The organism is Nocardia sp. XZ_19_385 (assembly GCF_015355755.1).
In the GTDB taxonomy this organism is placed as follows: domain Bacteria; phylum Actinomycetota; class Actinomycetes; order Mycobacteriales; family Mycobacteriaceae; genus Nocardia.
Map to the genome: position 1 here is coordinate 2,036,993 of NZ_JACVEE010000002.1, position 17,830 is coordinate 2,054,822.

Sequence of the window (17,830 nt, forward strand, 5' to 3'; positions counted from 1 at the left end):
TATGGTCGAACCGCCGATCCCCGGTTTCACCGGCGTGGTCTGGGAAGCCAGGCCCACGGAGAAACTGGCGCAGGATCTGAGCACCGGTCGCGGCGCGGTGCCGATGGCCGAGGCGGCCCAGGCATGGACGCGTCTCGGCGCGAGTTTCGGTGGCGCCGTGGTCGAGTACGACCAGATCATCAAGGCCATCGGGGAGTCCTGGCGTTCGGAGACGAGCCCGGAAATCCTGGACCGCATCACCAAGCTGCGCGAGTGGCTGCTGGAAGCGGCCGGGTCCGCGGCCCAGAACGCCACCAAGACCGGCACCCAGGCGCTGGCCTATCAGGTGGCGCAGCTGGCGATGCCGCACGTCACCGAGGTCGCCGCGCTGGAGCAGGCGAAAAAGACGGTGGAGGCGATCGGCATGGGTCTGGGCGCGCCCCTGGTGGGCGCGGCCGCCGACATCGACGCCGAACAGGATCTGGCCAAGGCCAATGCGGCCCGGGTCATGCGCGTTTATGAGGAGGCGACCAAGCCGCTGGAGACGCCGTGGCTGCAGTCCACGCCGCCGGTGATCGCCAATGCGGCTGCCCTCGAAGCGGAACGTACCGCGGCAGAGGTGAAACCGGCCGCGCAAATGCCGGCGATGGCGCTGCCCACCTCGTTCGCCGCGGCGTTCGGGCGGGCCACGCCGATGCCGCGGGCGAAGTCCGCGTTCACCACGCAGGCGGTGGCGTCGGCGGCCACCGATCCGAAACCGGTTCCGGTGGAACCGACTCCGGTCGCCGGTGACTCGTCCGCGTCGAATCGCATGGGCACCACCCCGGGCGCGATGGCGCCCGCCTCGGCCATGCAGGACGACGACCGCAGCACACTGCGGGCCGGTGCGGCTTCGGTCCAGCCGGACAAGCCGTTCGAGGTGGAATCCGGATTCACAGCTGCCCCACCGGTTCTCGGCGGCCCGGCCGAACCCGCACCGAGAGCTACGGCACCGGGGGCGGCATGACCACGATGACCAACGACGGGCTCCTCGCGGTGTCCGACCTGCTGGGCGTGCAGACCCTGCCACTCGTCTTGGGCATTGGACCGCAACAGGATTCGGTCGAAGCCTGGCAGGCCGCACGGCTCGAGGCGATGGCGGAGCTGCGCGGAGCGGGGTTGGTCAGCAGCTATGACGACGTCACGGCCGACCTGGCCGACGCGCTGTTCATCCTGGCCAATCCGGAGCGCGAGCTCGCGGCCCGGATCTACAGCGAGTCCGGTGTGCGTCAGGTCTGCGTGGCGCGCAAGGGATCTCGGCACGCGGTCGCCACCCGGTCGGGCGACACCTTCGAGGTGGGCACGCTCTGGTGCGACGGCGGCGGGGCCTCGCTGGCCCGACCGGTGCTCGACGCACTGGGCCGGGCCGAGTCCGCGGCCATCCCGAGCATCAGCTCACCCGTCGACGAACTGCGTGAAAGACTGGACAGAGCAACAAGATCCAGCGACTACGCCGATATCTTCTATGGCCGGGGCGTGGCCGAACGCGATGCCATCGAGTTCGGTCTCGCCATGTCCAGCTGCCACGGACACGCCGAAATCGTCGCCTATGCCTACGACGACGGCGTGACCACCAGAACGTCCGGAGCGGTAGCGATCTACGACACCTCGCGGGGTCGTATCGCCGCCAGCCCCGGCGCTGCGCCGGACCTGAGGGTCTGGTCGACCTTCACCCCGGGTACCGATCACCGTATCGCACAGGCGATTTCGGCCCTGATCGAAACCCTGCCCGGAGGAAGGTGGATGCCCTAGTTAACGCATCGGAACTCACGAACCGACCGAACCACCGCGGCCCCAGCGCAGCGGAAATACCGAATACCCCACTTACCAGATGAGGTGAACAATGTCCGGACAGACCAGCTATACAGCGGCACAGGCAGCCGAGGTCGTCAACGAGTACCTCGACGCCGTCAACGGCATCAAGAAGACCATCACGGCAGTGCAGGAAACCTTCGACTCGGCCCGTGCGGGCTGGGAGGGTGACGCCGCGGTCGCGGGCCAGAAGGCCTCGGAGGCTTGGCAGCAGGAAGCCACCGACATCAACACCAAGATCGACGAGTTGAACCAGACCATCTCCGAGGGCAACAAGACCCTCGAGAACGTCGACCCGACCAACGTCGACGCCCTGACCAACCTGATCTGACGCACGCTATTCGAAAGGAGTACCCGCCATGAAGTACACCAAGGCGGTCCACGACCAGCTGATCAATGAAATGGATCAGTACTACAAGGATCTCGACGGCTACAAGGACGCGTTCGTCGCGGCCAAGGACAAGCTGATCAACGTCGCGTGGGAAGAGAACGAGGCGCTGGTGTCCTTCCAGGACAAGGCCAACACCCTGCTGGAGGAGCTCAGCGACACCCACACCAAGATCCAGCGGCTGCGTGACGCCGTCGACGGCGCGTTCAACCACGCCTTCGACGCCGACAAGAAGGTCTACAACTCCTTCTGATCCGCGCTCGGACAACACCAGCTCCGGCAATCCTCTCGATTGCCGGGGCTGGCGCGTTCCCGCACCAGGCCAATTCCCTTGTGGTGTTGGGTATTACCCGGCGTACCCGCTACTCTGCGGACAGAGCTATTGGGGGTGGGTGAGCTATGGTCGATTTCACGGTCGACGTATCGGGTCTCGCGGGATTCAAGCTGGATCTGCAAGATCTCGGCACGAACTTCACGACAAATACTTCGCGGCTGCTGCCGGGGGTCGCGCTACCTGCCGGGACGGCGGGACTCCTGGCCACGCTGGCGCCCTCGATCGAGAAGCTCACGACGGCGATCACTTCGGCACATCAGAAGGATCTGTCCGCCCTCGGCACGCTCGGCGACAATCTCGCCACGGCGAGCACGAAATACCAAGCAACAGACGATAACTCGGCGAAGCAGCTGAGCCAGGCCGCGGCGACCGGGCTCGGTGACACAGGCGGCTCCGGAACCGGCAACGCCGAAGGTGTCAAGCGGTTCAGTGGTTTGCAGCTACCCACCCTGCCGGACGTGCAGGAGGAGCAATACGCGACGCGCCAGGTCGTGACCGCGGGCATCACCTCGATCAGCAAATACGACGAGGCACTGAGCCAGGCGATCGGCATCAAACCCGCAGCCGACTACCTGGCCCCGCTGGAAGCGGATTGGGAAGCGCTACAGGCCATCGGGAAACGTATCGGGCTGCTCGGCATCAACGACTTCGTCGCCTCGGAGAACCTCACCGGCGGCACGCGCTGGTTGCAAAGCCTCTGGTCCGGCGAGGCGGCAACAGCCTTCGGCACCAGCGCGACCAGCCTCGGTCAATCGATCGCCGGGCGCAGCACCGACCTGGAGACCATCTCGAAGATCGTCGAGAACGGCGGCACGGTGCTCGACCGGCTGGTCTTCAACCAGACCATGGGACTCGTCAGCGGGCTCGCACAGCCGATGACCTTCCTCAATTTCACCCTCCCGCTTGGGGAATGGGCGCAACTGATCAACGACCCGATGCGGGAATCGATCCGATCGGGGATCACCGCCGCGGTCGACGCACTGAAGAAAGCAGCCGAGTCCAGGAAAGGGGCGCTGACCACGATGCTCGAACGCATCTCGAAAGCGTTGGACTACACGCCGGGGCAAAGCGTACCCGCGTACAACGCAAGCGAATTCGAGGTTCCCGACAAAGTCGTCGTCGATGTGGGCGCGCTCCGGTACGGGTATGGAAACAACATCTGGTGGGAGAGCAGCATTGCATCCGCCGGCTGATCCCGCGATCCCGTCCAGCCACCCGCAGTTCGGCTCCAATCGCAGCATTGCCAACCGATCCGAAGCCGGGCTGATCAGCACGACGACGGCCCCGTCCGTGCAGCTCTACTTCGATCACAAGGGCTACGACTTCGCCGGGGACATCCTGGACCAGTACCTGGCCTGTCATGGCCCCGACTACGAATACATCATTCGCCCGGTCAATGTCGCGCAGATCGTCAAGACGGGCGCCATCAAAGCCGCCGTCGAGAGCCAGTTGACGTGGATCAAGGGTGAGGCCAAGCGGAACGGAGACCGTGGCGGCGCCGTGCAGGAAATCACCGCGGCCTGGGAACCGGTGGTGGTGGAAGACGACTCCGATGTCGTACTGGCGCTGGGCACCTTCTCGGTGGCGGTCGGCAGCGACACCACCGTGCAGAAATCGGGTGACAAGCTGACAGCCGACATCCGGTATCGCGTCTACGTTTATGACTTGTACGATTTCGACAAGACTGTCGACTGGTGGTCTTCGGATCCCGAGTTGGCGGTCAAGAAGGGCCTCAACCACGATATGCGGCAGCTGGAGGAAGCGGGGTGGGCGCGCAGTTTCAAAGCGCGTGGCAACACCGAATCGCTGGGTGACTACACATGGTCGGGGGAACTCTGATGAGGCGAATTCGGAGCCGGGCCGCTTGGGCGCCGGTGCTGATCGGCTTGCTGGCGCTGACGGCTTGTGGCGACGACCCCTCCGATGTCGAGCGGATCGGAGGATGCGGCGGCATCCATTTCCCGGAAAGCGCGAAAGTCGTCACAGCCAAGGGCGCGACGGCCGGCCTCAACGATCAGCTCGTCGAGGTGGTCGTCGAACTACCGCGCGCCGACCTGGACTCCTTCAAAGCGAAGTCCCGGCTCGGCCAATTCCAAGCCGGAGTGCCGAGCAACTGGAAGAGCCAGTACTGGCAGGGCAGCGGTATGGCGGACGCGCTGCAGGCCGATGCCGGCAACGAGCATTACACCGAATGGGACGGCAAGAACGGCCGTCAAGTCGTTGTGCACGAACTCGGCGGCGACAAGAGCATGGTGTTCGCCCGCGGATTGTGCTGACAGTAGCCGCACGATCCGCTCGGGCGAACCTCAGCGCGCTGCGGCCAAAGCCGTGTGCAGGTACTGCATTTCGTCCGGTGTGGCCACCATGTGCACCCGCGTGGTCACGCCCGCCGTCTGCACGGTGACCAGATTCGCGGTCTCGGTGTCCTCGGCCAGAGTGACATCTGGCTCGAAATGGTCATCGATCACCGCGGGCGCACTGCGCAGCAGCACGATGGTGGCATCGGAGTGGTGCCCGGAGGGCTGAATGCCGTCGTAGACAACGACATTCGCGAACCGGTGCGCGCTGGCCTGCTGTCCGGCCGCGGACCATGCCGCCACCGTAAGCGACTGCGGCACACCGACATCGGTGACCATCTGCCGCCAGGCGTCGTGCCGGTTGGTGTGCACCACGACCGACGCGCCGAGCGCGATGGCTCGCAGGATCATCTGCTGGGCGACCAGCAGCGAGCCGATCACCTCCACCCGCCGCACCTGATGCCCGACCAGCGGCAGCGCCACACCCTGACCCGAGGTGTCGGCCCCGATCAGCTGCCCGCAGCCGGCGATCGGCATCGGCAGTGCCGCGAGCGAGTCCGGCTTGCCCAGATAGGTTTCCGGCGTGAAGCGCCGGCCCCGTGCGGCGATCGGCAAGGTGTAGAGCAGCGCGCGGAACTGCTTGCCGGGCAATGGAACCAGGCCCTCGGCCTGGACGTCGGCCGGCTTGTCCCGGGTATCGAAACGGACCACGGCGGTCACCTCGATCCCCGCGGCGCCGGGCTGCACCGCGGACTCGCGGGGCGCCTGTGCGCCCCGCTGCAGCCGCATGGTCACGGTCGTCGCCAAGGTCGGCGTGGACCACACCGCGGCGAACCCGCGCGGCCCCAAGGCTTCCGGGGCCATTCGATAGGTGGTGTAGTGGACACCGTCCCGTTCCACGCTCTGCGTGGTCTCGGTGAACTCCTCCAGCGGTGTGTGCCGGGTGAGCTGGTTCACCGCTGCGGTGATCTCGGCAGCGGCGAGCACTGTCGTCGAGATGCCCTGGGCAGCAAGTCGATTCGCTACCCGCCGGGTCGCCACGATGGCCGTGCGCAGGGTGCCCGCGGCCCCGCCGCCGCGTCGCGCCACCGCTGCGGCATTGGCCAGCGGATCCAGCCGCAGCACCACCCACACCGTGCGGTGCGCGACCGCGGGCAGCGGGCCGAGGATCTGCTCGTAGAGATGCGAGACCCGCCCTGGACCGGCGGTGCGCGCTCCGGAGCTGATCACATCGATCGAGGCCAGCTCGATGTCGAATTGGTTGAGGCAGTGCGCGATCTCGGGCAGCGGCATCATGTCGTCGGAGATCAGCGACTGCGGGCTCAGCAGCGTCACCGTGCGCGGATGCGCCTCGATCCGCAGCATGATGAGCAAACGTGAGCCGTCCCAGCGCATTCCATAGGTGCCGCCCTCGGGCAGCGGAACATCGAACGGCGCCTGATTAACAGTTGCCGAACGATTGCGGAACGCTCGCCAACGGAACGTGAGTTCCTCGTCCAGCCAGCCCGCCAGGGACTTGCGGCGCGGCAATGGCGTCAGGCCCAGCACGAGCACGGCCGCGCACACCCCCGCTGTCACCCACACCGAGGCATCGAAGATCACCGCGACCAGCGAAGACGCGACCGCCACCAGCGCCACCGGAATTACCCAGCGCAGCGGCAGGATTCGGAAAAGCCAGAAGTAAGGGGAGTGCAGGGGGGTGGCAGGAGCGTCAGTCGACGGGGTGGGTGAACTCTGCGGCGCGGTATCGCGATTTTCGCCGTCGGCTGTGGTGGAACCCATGCGGACATAATGGACCGAACTCGATCAGCTTCGCTACTGTAAGCCGCACCGAGTGAATCATTCATCCGCAATACCCGCGTCAGTACGGAGGCGTTTGTGCCCGCACAGTTGACTACCAAGGCGCAAGTCAACGGCTACCGGTTTCTGCTGAAACGGTATGAGCACGCGCTGATTCGCCGCGATGTCCGCATGCTGCACGATCCGATGCGCTCGCAGTTCCGCTCGCTGGTCGTCGGAGCCGTGCTCGGCATCCTGGTGGTCGCGGGCGCGGCCATCCTGGGCTTCCTGCGCCCGGTCGGTGCGATCGGCGACGCGAACATCGTGATGGGCAAGGAAACCGGCGCGCTCTACGTGATCATCGACGGCACCCTGCACCCGGCGCTGAACCTGGCCTCCGCCCGCCTCATCGCCGCCAGCAACGAAAAACCGGCCTCCGTCAAGGAATCCAAGCTGACCATGCCGCGCGGGCCGCTGGTGGGCATTCCCGGCGTCCCGGCATCGCTGCCCGGCGCCGCCTCGCCCGACTCGATCTGGAGCCTGTGCGACACCGTGGAGCTGTCCGCGGCGGGCAGCGCCGCCCGCTCGCCCGGCTCGAAATCCACCGTCATCGCCGGCGCGCTCGACTCCGGCGCGCCGGGAACCGCCCGCCCGCTGCACGCCGACGAGGCGTTGCTGGTGAGCCGGGGCGGCAAGACGTTCCTGATGTTCGACGGCAAGCGCGCCGAGGTGGACCCGAATGATTCGGTGCTGTCCCGCTCGCTGGGCCTGCGCGAATACAACCCGCGCCCGGTCAGCGCCGGCCTGCTCAACTCCGCCACCCAGGTGCCCGCGCTCACCCCGCCGAAGATCGACCGGCTCGGCGAGCCCGGCCCCGGCCGCCTCTCGGGCGTGCCGATCGGCGGCGTGATCCGGGTGCAGCGGGTCGGCTCCGAGGAGCTGTACGTGGTGCTCACCGATGGCGTGCAACGGCTTTCACCGTTCTCCGCCGAGGTGATCCGCAATGCCAACTCGCAGGAGATGAACGAGATCATCTCGGTGCCGCCGGACCGCGTGGTCGGCGTGCCGGTGGTGAGCCCGCTGCCGGTGGACAAGTTCCCCGGCCCCATCCCGCGCATCCTCACCCCCGAGGACAATCCGGTCAGCTGCATGCAGTGGGCCAAGAAGTCGTCGGACCCGGTCGCCTCGATCACGGTGTACGCCGGACGCGCACTACCGCTGCGGAGTTCGGCCAAGGTGGTCGACCTGGCCAGCGGCGACGGCACCGGCGACCGCATCGACAACGCCTACATCCCGCCGAACTCGGGGGAGTACCTGCAGGTCACCGGCATGGCGCCGGACAGCGTGCGCAAGGGCAGCCTGTTCTACATCTCCGACAACGGCATTCGCTACGGCATTCCGGACGCGGAGACCGCGGCCATCCTCGGCCTGGCCGAGAAGCCCCGTCCCGCACCGTGGCCCATCATCGGCCAGCTGGTGCCGGGGCCGACGCTGTCGCGCGATGAAGCCCTCGTCGCCTACGACACCCTGCCGACCAGCAACTGACGCTCCCCGCAACGCAATACGGCCCCCGAAACCTCGGGGGCCGTAGTTGCGTACGGGGTCAGCGCAACGTCGCCAGCACGTTGTCCAGCGCGTTCTGCATGTCCTCGGCCTCGATCCGCATCAGCACCGACTCGTCCACCGCGCTCAGATCCAGGTTGATGTCGTTGGCGAGCCGGAACTCCCGCTCCTCCTCCGCCGCCTCGATCACATTGCGGATGAACCGGCCGTTGCCGGCCATGTCGATGCCGCGCCGGATCTCACCGCTCTGATCGGTGGCCTGCTTCTGGTACAGCGCGGCACACGCCGCCACCAGCAGCGCCTGCGCCTCCTCCGACACCTGCGAATCCCGCTTGCGCGCAATGAAAGTACCGATATCGCCGAGCTCCTCGGGGGAGTACGAATCGAACTTCACGCGCTTGGCGAACCGGGATGCCAGGCCGTCGTTGGAGGCCAGGAACCGGTCGATCTCACCGTCGTATCCGGCGATGATCACCACCAGCCGGTCGCGGTCGTTCTCCATCCGCGCCAGCAGCGTGTCCACGGCCTCGCGACCGAATGCGTCACCACCGGAGAGGCCGGTTTGAATCAGCGTGTAGGCCTCGTCGATGAACAACACGCCGTCCATGGCGGAGTCGATCAATTTGTTCGTTTTGATCGCGGTACTGCCCAAATGCTGGCCGACGAAATCAGAACGTTTGGCTTCGATCAGCTTATCGGTCTTCAGAATTCCTAAGCCACAGTAAATTTTTGCCACCACACGGGCAACGGTGGTCTTACCGGTACCTGGCGGGCCGGTGAATGCTAGATGTTGTCCACGAGACCCGCTCGCCATTCCTTTTTCGGCACGGATCCGGGCTAGCTGAGCGGTTGCCTGCAACTTGGCAACCTGCATTTTCACGCCGGCCAGGCCGATCTGCTCATCGAGTTCGTTACGCGCCTTCTCCAGGGTCAGCTTGGCCTTGTCGTCGCGCTCCTCCTGGCCCATCTGCTCCAGCGTCGGCGCCGAGGCCGGATCCCACTTGTTGGTGCGCGCGTCGATGACTTCCTTGGTGGTCACCGTGAGCCGGTACTTGCGGTCCCGCATGGCCATAGTGTTGGCCTCGAAGCCGGGGGCCTCGGAAAAGACCTTCTCGAACAGCGCCTGGGCCTGCTCCTCCTCACCGGTCTCGCGCAGGCACAGCCCGCGGCAGAACCGGGCGGTGGTGGCCGCGGCCGCAATCGGGCCCGCCTCAGCGGCTTCCATGCGGCGGATGGCCTCGCCGAACAAACCCAGCTGGGCACAGGCGGTGCCGACCATGACGTGCGCGCCGGCGGCCAGGTAGGGATCCTCCCAGCCCGCCGAACCGGCCAGCACGGTCATCACATCCGGCCAGCGCTGGGTCGTAAAGTGCAGCACCCCTCGGGCATACGCGCAGATCCGGTCGTCGATCTCGCGGTCTCCGGAGGACACCTGCGCGGCCCGGTGCTTGGCCAGCTCGTCGAGCACCTTCTCGGCCTCGTCGTAGTCGCCGTCGGTCATCAGCTGCGCGGCCTGCGCCAGCCAGATCTCGGCGTAACTGGCCAGCGGGTAGTCGATGTAATTCCCGAGGGTGAACCGTCCGGCCAGCGCCCGGGCGGGCAGCCCGAGCCGGCGCTGCTCCCGGAAAAGCGTTGTGGTGCTGGTCTTGTAGAGGTTGAAGATCACCTCCCGGGTGTGCTCGCCCGCGGCCGCGCGCCCGAGCCAGGCGTCGCACATCCCGGGGTCCCATTCGGTGGCGCGCTGGAAGGCTAGCTGAGCGTATTCCAGATCGCGGGCAGATTCCTGGCCCTCGATCACAATGCCCAAGGACAAGACACCAGCGTCGAATGCGCGTTGTGCTTGGCGGTTGCCGGTCATACGGGTTGGCCCCTAAAAACAAACGGATGTGCTGTTTCTCGCCAAGCATAGCCGCTGCGAGTACGGGACTTCTCCGTTAAGTTGAGTACGTTGCATGGCGTTGAAGTGTGTTCTAGGTAGGGAGTCGTCCGAGCTGTGACCGATCCGTCTAGCAGCACTGTGGCTGCCGTTGATCCGGAGTTGTGCCGAGTCTCGGTGATCGGCGGCAATACCCAGCTCGATCTGGGTTTGCCTGCCACAGTTCCGATTGCCGCGTTCATCACCGACGTGGTCGAGTTGATCGAATCCCGCAACCCCGATCTCACCGAGCACGAGGACGGCGCGCCGCTGCAGACGCAGCATTGGACGCTCGCCCGGATCGGCCGCGACCCGATCCCGGCAAACCAATCGCTCACCGAGGCCGAGGTTTTCGACGGTGAGTTGCTGGTATTGCGCTCGGTGACCGCCAAGGAGTCCCCGGCGCTGTTCGACGACGTCATCGACGCGGTCTCCAAACTGACCTCGACCTCGTTCCGGCACTGGTCGCCGGTCTCGGCGCGCTGGCTCGGGCTGCTCGTCGGCCTGGTCGCGGTGCTGGCCGGCATGTACCTGCTGGCGGTGGCCAAGCACGACGGCGCCGGTTCCGTAGTCGGTTTCATCGCGCTGGGCGCCGGACTGATCTTCGGGGGAGCGGCGGTGCTCGTCGGCCGGCGCTATCAGGCGGAGGCCACCCTGCCGGTGATCATGCTGTCGCTGTACGCGCTGCTGTTGATCTTCGCGGGCACCGCGCTGTTCGTGCCCAACGACTTCGGCAGTCCGCACGCGATGTTCGCCTGTGTGGCAACCCTGTTCGCCGCCGCGGTGCTCTACAGCACGGCCCGGGCCGGGGCGACCATGTTCGCCACCGTCATCACCCTGGCGCTGTTCGGCGGCGTGGCCGCGATGGTGCGCATGGTCTGGGATCCGGCGCTGTCCAAGATCGCCGCCGGCGTCCTGGTCGGCGCGCTGATCGTGATCACCCTGGTGCCGCGCTTGGCCGTGGCCGCCGCGCGACTACCCGTGCCGCCGGTGCCGACCGCCGGCGCCGCCATCGACCCCGCCGATCACGAACCCCGCCCCACCATCGAGGACATCGGCGCCATCGGCGCGACCGCGCTGCCCTCGGCGGCCGGCCTCGAGCACCGGGCCCGCGCGGCCAACGAATACCAGTCCGGCATGATTCTGGGCTGCACCATCGCCGCCGTCATCGGTGTGGTGCTGGCCGCCGACCCGCTCGGCGCGGCCCGCTGGCAGGGCATCACGCTCGGCGTCGTGGTCTCGCTCATTCTCTGCCTGCGCGGGCGCGCCTTCGCCGACCTGGTGCAGGCCTGCACGCTGATCGCCGGTGGCGCAACGGCTTTGATGGTGCTGGGCATCGGCGCCGCGCTCGGCAACTCCGACTGGATCGTGCCGCTGGCGTGGATGCTGCTCGTAATTGCCGCGGCCGCGGTGGTTTTCGGTGTCGTCGGCCCGAAGACCGAGATGTCGCCGCCCATGCGGCGCACCGGTGAGATCTTCGAATACATCTTGATCTGCACCATCATTCCGCTGGTGCTGTGGATCATGGACGTCTACTCGGCCGCCCGGAACATCTGAGATGGCTCCGCTCCTACGGCGGCTGCTGCACGCGGTGACGGTGGCGGCGGTGCTCGCCCTGACCGCCGGATCACCCTCGCCCGCACTGGCGGTGGCCCCGCCCAAGGTCGACGACGGCGCCCTCGGCGCGGTACTCGGCCTGGCCGCCGCCGGCAAACCGCCGGACGAAACCGAGCAGGCGAAGGTCTGCGCCGAGCCCACCCTGCGCGGCGGTGTGCCCCGCGATCCGCCACTGGCGCAACGGGTTCTGGGCCTGGAAGAAGCCTGGCAGTTCAGCCGCGGTGCGGGCCAGAAGGTCGCCGTCATCGATACCGGCGTGAACCGGCACTGGCGGCTGCCCGCGCTGCAACCCGGCGGCGACTTCGTCTCCGACACCGACGGCACCGTCGACTGCGACGGCCACGGCACCTTCGTGGCCGGGATCATCGGCGCCCAGCCCAGCCTGGAGGACGGATTCGCCGGTGTCGCACCGGATGCCGAGATCCTCGCGATCCGGCAGCTGAGTTCGGCCTACGAGGCCAAAGATCGCAATCGCCGGGAAGAGCCCGGCGTCATCACCCGCGAGGGCTACGGCACGGTCAATACCCTGGCCGCCGGCGTCGTGCGCGCGGTCGACATGGGCGCGACGGTGATCAATATTTCCGAGGTGGCGTGCGCGGTCGCCAGCGCCACCTTCGCCGACGGCGCCCTGGGCGCCGCGGTGAAGTACGCCTACGACCGGAACGTGGTCGTGGTCGCCGCGGCCGGAAACATCATGCAGGGCAGCGCCTGCGAGAAGCAGAACGAGCGCTCGGGTTGGCCGGCGGTGGGCACCGTGGTCACCCCGGCCTGGTTCACGCCGTACGTCCTGTCGGTGGCCTCGGTGGAACCCGACGGCTCGGTATCGCCGTTCTCGCTGCACGGTCCGTGGGTCGGCGTCGCCGCACCCGGACGCGAGATCGTCTCGCTGGACAGCAAACCCGGCGGTGCCGGGCTGGTCAACGCCACCCAGACCAACGAGGGCTTCTCCACCATCGACGGGACCAGTTTCTCCAGCGCCTACGTCTCCGGACTGGCCGCGCTGGTCCGGTCCCGCTTCCCGGACCTGACCGCCGCCCAGGTGATCGACCGGATCAAGCAGACCGCGCAGGCGCCGGGCAACGGCCGCAACGACCAGATCGGCAACGGCCTGGTCGATCCGCTGGCCGCGCTGACCGCGCAACTGCCCTCGAAACCGGTCACCGTCGGCTCCGACGTGCCACACAAGATCGCCGGGCCGACCCCGCCGCCATACGTCGATCCGATGCCGCGCCTGGTCGCCACCATCGGCTCGCTCACGCTGCTGGCCCTGCTCGGGCTCGGTTACGCCGCCTCGATCCCGTACCGCCGGGGTCGCACGGTGAGCGTGGACCCGGGTGCGGAGCCCGAAACTCGAGAAGGGTTGTAGGACATGGCAACCGAAGGCTTCGTGCGCCGCCCGCGGATCGCACCGCCACGCCCGCCGGGCGGCGAGGTCGCGCTGTCCGCGCCGCCCGAGCTCGACCGTCCCACCGCCGGCAGTCTGCTGATGAAGCTGATGCCGCTGGTGATGGTGGTCGCCGTGGTCGGCATGATCGCGATGATGGTCATGATGGGCCGCAACCTGCTGGCCAACCCGTTCATGATGATGTTCCCGATGATGATGCTGATGTCGATGGTCGGCATGATGGCGGGCATGCGCGGCGGCGGCGGGCCGAAGAAGGCCTCCGAGCTGAACGAGGAACGCAAGGACTACTTCCGCTACCTCGACCAGGTCCGAAAGGACGTGCGCAAGACCGGCAACCAGCAGCTGAACGCGCTGCTGTGGAGTCATCCCGAACCCAGCGATCTGCAGTCGGTGATCGGCACCCGCCGGATGTGGGAGCGCCGCCCCAACGATCCCGATTTCGGGCACGTCCGGGTCGGGGTGGGCAGCCATCGCCTGGCCACCAAGCTGGCCCGTCCCGAGACCGGTCCGCTGGAAGACCTGGAACCGGTGTCCACCGTGGCGCTGCGCCGGTTCGTGCGCACCCATTCGGTGGTGCACGGCCTGCCCACCGCGATCTCGCTGCGCGCCTTCCCCGCCATCAACATCGAAGGCGACCGCGAGGCCGCGCTGACGCTGGTGCGCTCGATGCTGATGGAGTTCACCACCTTCCACGGCCCCGATCACACCGCCGTCGCCATCATCTGCGCCGACCCCGACGCCCCGGCCTGGGTCTGGGCGAAATGGCTGCCGCACCTGCAACATCCGGTGGACCGCGACGGCATAGGCTCGGCCCGGATGATGTACCGCTCGCTGGCCGAGCTGGAAACCTCGATGTCGGCCGAGCTGGTCGAGCGTGGCCGGTTCATGCGCAACGCGCAGCCCACCGCGGGCCGGATCCACCTGCTGGTCATCATCGACGACGGGTATGTCAGCGGGTCCGAGCGCGTGGTCAGCGACGCGGGCCTGGACTCGGTCACCGTGCTCGACCTGACCGCGCCGCAGAGCGGCCTGGCCGTGCGCCGCGGCCTGCAGCTGGTGGTCACCGACGACGGCATGGTGGCCGCGAAATCAGCTGCGGGCGTGGAGAAGTTCGCCACCGCGGACACCGTGACGCGGGCCGAGGCCACAGCCCTGTCCCGGGATCTGGCCCGGTATCGCATCGCGACCGCGGCTCAGATGGTCAGCCTGGGCGACGAAACCCGTTCCGACCCCGGCCTGATGTCGCTGCTGAAGATCCCCGACGCCGCGCAGATCGATCCCGCGGTGGTGTGGCGGCCGCGCAGCGACCGGGAGCGGCTGCGGGTGCCGATCGGCGTCACCCCCGACGGCACGCCGGTCGAGATCGATATCAAGGAGTCCGCCGAGAACGGCATGGGCCCGCACGGATTGTGTATCGGCGCAACGGGTTCGGGTAAGTCGGAGTTCCTGCGCACGCTGGTGCTGTCCATGGTGACCACGCATTCGCCGGACCTGCTCAACCTGGTCCTGGTCGACTTCAAGGGTGGTGCGACCTTCCTCGGCCTGGACTCGCTGCCGCACGTCTCCGCGGTCATCACCAACCTGGAAGAGGAGCTCGCGCTCGTCGACCGTATGAAGGACGCCCTCGCCGGTGAGATGACCCGCCGCCAGGAACTGCTGCGGTCGGCCGGAAACTTCGCCAACGTCACCGAATACGAGAAGGCCCGCGCCGCCGGCGCCGACCTGGATCCGCTGCCCGCGCTGTTCGTCGTGGTCGACGAGTTCTCCGAATTGCTGTCGCAGAAACCGGATTTCGCCGACCTGTTCGTGATGATCGGCCGCCTGGGCCGCTCGCTGCGCGTGCACCTGCTGCTGGCCTCGCAGCGCCTGGAGGAGAACAAGCTGCGCGGCCTGGACTCGCATCTGTCCTACCGGATCGGTCTGCGTACCTTCTCCGCCAACGAATCTCGCGCGGTGCTCGGCATCACCGACGCCTACCACCTGCCCAGCGTGCCCGGCTCCGGTTATCTCAAGAGCGACGCCGATGATCCGCTGCGCTTCAACGCCAGTTATGTGTCCGGACCGTATGTTTCGCCACGCGGCACTCGGCAGGTGGACGGCAAGACGGTCGGCGGGCAGTCGCCGGCGGTGTTCACCGCATCCCTGGTCGAGATGCCCGAGGTCATCGAAGCCGCCCCGGTGGCCGCCGCGCCTGGCCGGCCCGAACTGCCGCCGCCGCCCAACCGCCTCGGTCTGCCCGAATTGCCGCCGCCGCCCGGGGAATACGTGGACGAGGAAGACGAAGCGGACGACACCCCGGTGCCGGTGGCCGAGGCCGTCCCCGCGACGCTGCTGACCACTATCGTCGATCGCCTGCGCGGCCACGGCCGCCCGGCGCACGAGGTGTGGCTGCCGCCGCTGGACGAGTCCCCGTCGGTGGACATGCTGCTGCCCGACCCGGATTGGCGTTCCCCGGTGAATCGGCACGGTCAGCTCTGGCTGCCGCTGGGCGTCATCGACAAGCCCTACGAGCAGCGTCGTGACGTGCTGATCGTGGATCTGTCCGCGGGCCAGGGCAATGTCGCGGTCGTCGGTGGTCCGCAGTCGGGCAAGTCGACGACGTTGCGCACCATCGTGATGGCCGCGGCGGCTACCCACACTCCCGAGCAGGTGCAGTTCTACTGCCTCGACTTCGGTGGCGGCACGCTCTCGGGTCTGTCGGGCATGCCGCACGTCGGCTCCGTCGCGGGCCGCATGGAGGTGGACCGGATCCGCCGCACCATCGCCGAGGTGACCGGCATCCTGCGCCGGCGCGAAGAACTCTTCCGGGATCTCGGCATCGACTCGATCATCGAATTCCGCAAGCGCAAAGCACGTTTGGCCGAGCTGTCGCCGGCCGAGCGCGAGGCCGATCCGCTCTGGCAGGACCAGCACGGCGACGTCTTCCTCGTGATCGACGGCTGGCCCACCATCCGCGCCGACTACGACATGCTGGAGCCGCAGCTCAACGCCATTGCCGCGCAGGGTCTTTCCTACGGCGTGCACATGATGATCTCGACCACCCGGTGGCCGGAGATCCGGCCGCAGATCAAGGACCTCATCGGCACCCGCATCGAGCTGCGCCTGGGCGACCCGTCCGACTCCGAAATGGATCGGCGCACCGCGGTGCTGGTGCCCACCGGTCGGCCCGGCCGCGGTCTGACCGCGCAGAAGCTGCACCTGCTGATCGCGTTGCCGCGGTTGGACTCCGACTCCGATCCGCGCACCCTGTCCGAGGGTGTCAATGCGGCCAAGCAGCAGCTCAACGAGCTCTACGGCGGCCGGCGCGCCGCCGATGTCCGGATGCTGCCCGACGAGCTGTCGCGCGAAGCCGTGGTCGCGGAGGCGGCCCGGCAGGGTATCCACCAGAGCAAGACCAAGGCTGTCATCGGCATCGGTGAATCCGAACTGCAGCCGATAGTGCTGGATTTCGAGGTGCAGCCGCACTTCTTCAGCTTCTGCGATGTGGAATGCGGCAAGACCACACTGCTGCGCAATATCGTCGCCGGCATCACGGAGAACTCCACCTCCGAGGAGGCGCGCGTCATCCTCATCGACTACCGGCGCACGATGCTCGGCGTGATCGAAGGGGCGCAGCTGGCCGGGTACTCCACCTCTTCGCAGACCTCCTTCGGCATGGTCAAGGAGGTCGCGGGCTACCTGCAGAAGCGGATCCCGGGCAACGACATCACGCCGCAGCAGCTGCGCGATCGCAGCTGGTGGACCGGGCCCGAAATCTATGTCGTGGTCGACGATTACGAGATGGTGGTCTCGGCCGGCAAGAACCCGCTGGAGCCGCTCATCGAGTTCCTGCCGCAGGCCCGCGACATCGGTCTGCACGTGGTGATCACCCGGCGGGCCGGCGGTGCGAGCCGGGCCATGTTCGACAAGGTGATCGGCACGCTGAAGGACATGGGCGTGGACGCGCTGCTGATGAGCGCGCCCAAGGACGAGGGCAAGATCATCGGCGACATCCGGGCGGCCAAGCTGCCGCCCGGGCGCGGCTCGATGATCTCGCGCACCGGCGTCGAGATGATGCAGGTCGCCTACCTGCCGCCGCTGTAAGGACCCATACACAAAGCCCCGCAGTTCTTTTCAGAACTGCGGGGCTTTCACATCTTGATCGTCAGCCGGGGCTTACCACTCCGGGAGCCGGCGCCGGCCGGCGACGATGTCGCGCACCAAATCGTCATAGGCGTCGGCCAATTCGGCCAGGTGATGCCACGCCCCGTGCAGCATCTCGTCGTGCGCGTCCAGGGTCATCAACGCGTGATGCGCGCGTACCGAGGATTCGGCCAGGCGATCGATGACAGACCCGACGGTCTCGGTATGCAGGGTGGCGCCGAGCCGATGCTGGGGCACGCTGCGGGTCACCCAGTCGTCTACCGCCATGACCAATTCGGTTCGGCGACGCTCGATTTCGAGGACGACGATCGGGTTGGTGTCGATGGAGCCGCCGCGGCCCACCAGGCGTCGCTCGTGCAGGACCGCGAGATCGCGGGCAAACCACAGCAACGGCCCACCGACGACGCGATGTCCGCGGCACGCTCTCACGAGTAGATCCGAGGTCGGCAATAGCCCCGAAATCGCGGGCTGCGTTGCCGATTCGGCGCAACGCTGTGCGCCGGGAAGAGCCATAACTACCGTTGATGAATCCGAACCTGCCACGTTGCCTCGCCGTTCA

General features: G+C 67.3%; 14 protein-coding genes. 11 read left to right on the forward strand and 3 right to left on the reverse strand.

Features of this window, described 5'->3' with window-relative positions; all coding sequences use genetic code 11:
- The first annotated feature begins 1 nt into the window (after nucleotide 1).
- The 7 genes from IBX22_RS21880 to IBX22_RS21910 all read left to right on the forward strand — a co-directional run bounded on the left by IBX22_RS21880 (nucleotide 2) and on the right by IBX22_RS21910 (nucleotide 4,828).
- Nucleotides 2-985 carry a PPE domain-containing protein gene (locus tag IBX22_RS21880; protein ID WP_194817364.1) on the forward strand — a complete coding sequence of 328 codons (984 nt, stop codon included), beginning with the start codon at nucleotides 2-4 and terminating at the stop codon, nucleotides 983-985.
- On the forward strand, nucleotides 982-1,770 hold the full coding sequence (locus IBX22_RS21885) for an ESX secretion-associated protein EspG (RefSeq protein ID WP_194817365.1): 789 nt from the start codon (nucleotides 982-984) through the stop codon (nucleotides 1,768-1,770). Before IBX22_RS21880 ends, IBX22_RS21885 begins: the two co-directional genes overlap by 4 nt.
- Before the next feature lie 91 nt (nucleotides 1,771-1,861).
- Nucleotides 1,862-2,161, forward strand: a complete 300-nt coding sequence (locus IBX22_RS21890; protein ID WP_194817366.1) for a WXG100 family type VII secretion target — start codon at nucleotides 1,862-1,864, stop codon at nucleotides 2,159-2,161.
- A gap of 28 nt (nucleotides 2,162-2,189) precedes the next feature.
- A complete protein-coding gene (locus IBX22_RS21895; RefSeq protein ID WP_194817367.1) occupies nucleotides 2,190-2,471 on the forward strand; it encodes a hypothetical protein in 282 nt (93 codons plus the stop codon).
- Nucleotides 2,472-2,617: 146 nt separating this feature from the next.
- The gene (locus IBX22_RS21900) at nucleotides 2,618-3,745 is read left to right on the forward strand and encodes a hypothetical protein (protein ID WP_194817368.1); all 1,128 of its coding nucleotides are present in this window, start codon (nucleotides 2,618-2,620) and stop codon (nucleotides 3,743-3,745) included.
- Nucleotides 3,729-4,391 carry a hypothetical protein gene (locus IBX22_RS21905; protein WP_194817369.1) on the forward strand — a complete coding sequence of 221 codons (663 nt, stop codon included), beginning with the start codon at nucleotides 3,729-3,731 and terminating at the stop codon, nucleotides 4,389-4,391. Before IBX22_RS21900 ends, IBX22_RS21905 begins: the two co-directional genes overlap by 17 nt.
- Nucleotides 4,391-4,828: a hypothetical protein gene (locus IBX22_RS21910; RefSeq protein ID WP_194817370.1), complete on the forward strand. Its 438-nt coding sequence runs from the start codon at nucleotides 4,391-4,393 to the stop codon at nucleotides 4,826-4,828. Before IBX22_RS21905 ends, IBX22_RS21910 begins: the two co-directional genes overlap by 1 nt.
- Before the next feature lie 30 nt (nucleotides 4,829-4,858).
- Here IBX22_RS21910 and eccE read toward each other — a convergent pair whose 3' ends face one another.
- Nucleotides 4,859-6,631, reverse strand: coding sequence for a type VII secretion protein EccE (gene eccE, locus IBX22_RS21915; protein ID WP_194817371.1), 1,773 nt, complete (start codon nucleotides 6,629-6,631; stop codon nucleotides 4,859-4,861).
- A 96-nt stretch (nucleotides 6,632-6,727) separates the two neighbouring features.
- Here eccE and eccB point away from each other — a divergent pair, with 96 nt between their 5' ends.
- Entirely contained in the window at nucleotides 6,728-8,173 is a 1,446-nt protein-coding gene (eccB, locus tag IBX22_RS21920) for a type VII secretion protein EccB (RefSeq protein WP_194817372.1), read from the forward strand.
- A gap of 58 nt (nucleotides 8,174-8,231) precedes the next feature.
- Here eccB and eccA read toward each other — a convergent pair whose 3' ends face one another.
- Nucleotides 8,232-10,049, reverse strand: coding sequence for a type VII secretion AAA-ATPase EccA (gene eccA / locus IBX22_RS21925; RefSeq protein ID WP_194817373.1), 1,818 nt, complete (start codon nucleotides 10,047-10,049; stop codon nucleotides 8,232-8,234).
- Nucleotides 10,050-10,184: 135 nt separating this feature from the next.
- Between eccA and eccD the strand changes: the two genes are divergently transcribed.
- Genes eccD through eccCa form a run of 3 tightly spaced genes read left to right on the forward strand, consistent with a single transcriptional unit; the run spans nucleotide 10,185 to nucleotide 17,211 of the window.
- On the forward strand, nucleotides 10,185-11,663 hold the full coding sequence (eccD, locus tag IBX22_RS21930) for a type VII secretion integral membrane protein EccD (protein ID WP_194817374.1): 1,479 nt from the start codon (nucleotides 10,185-10,187) through the stop codon (nucleotides 11,661-11,663).
- Between the two features lies 1 nt (nucleotide 11,664).
- The gene (gene mycP / locus IBX22_RS21935; protein WP_194817375.1) at nucleotides 11,665-13,089 is read left to right on the forward strand and encodes a type VII secretion-associated serine protease mycosin; all 1,425 of its coding nucleotides are present in this window, start codon (nucleotides 11,665-11,667) and stop codon (nucleotides 13,087-13,089) included.
- 3 nt (nucleotides 13,090-13,092) lie between these two features.
- Nucleotides 13,093-17,211 carry a type VII secretion protein EccCa gene (gene eccCa / locus IBX22_RS21940; RefSeq protein ID WP_194817376.1) on the forward strand — a complete coding sequence of 1,373 codons (4,119 nt, stop codon included), beginning with the start codon at nucleotides 13,093-13,095 and terminating at the stop codon, nucleotides 17,209-17,211.
- A gap of 72 nt (nucleotides 17,212-17,283) precedes the next feature.
- Here eccCa and IBX22_RS21945 read toward each other — a convergent pair whose 3' ends face one another.
- Nucleotides 17,284-17,700 (reverse strand): DUF4254 domain-containing protein, encoded by a 417-nt coding sequence (locus IBX22_RS21945; protein WP_309234722.1) that lies wholly within the window; start codon nucleotides 17,698-17,700, stop codon nucleotides 17,284-17,286.
- Nucleotides 17,701-17,830: the final 130 nt, after the last annotated feature.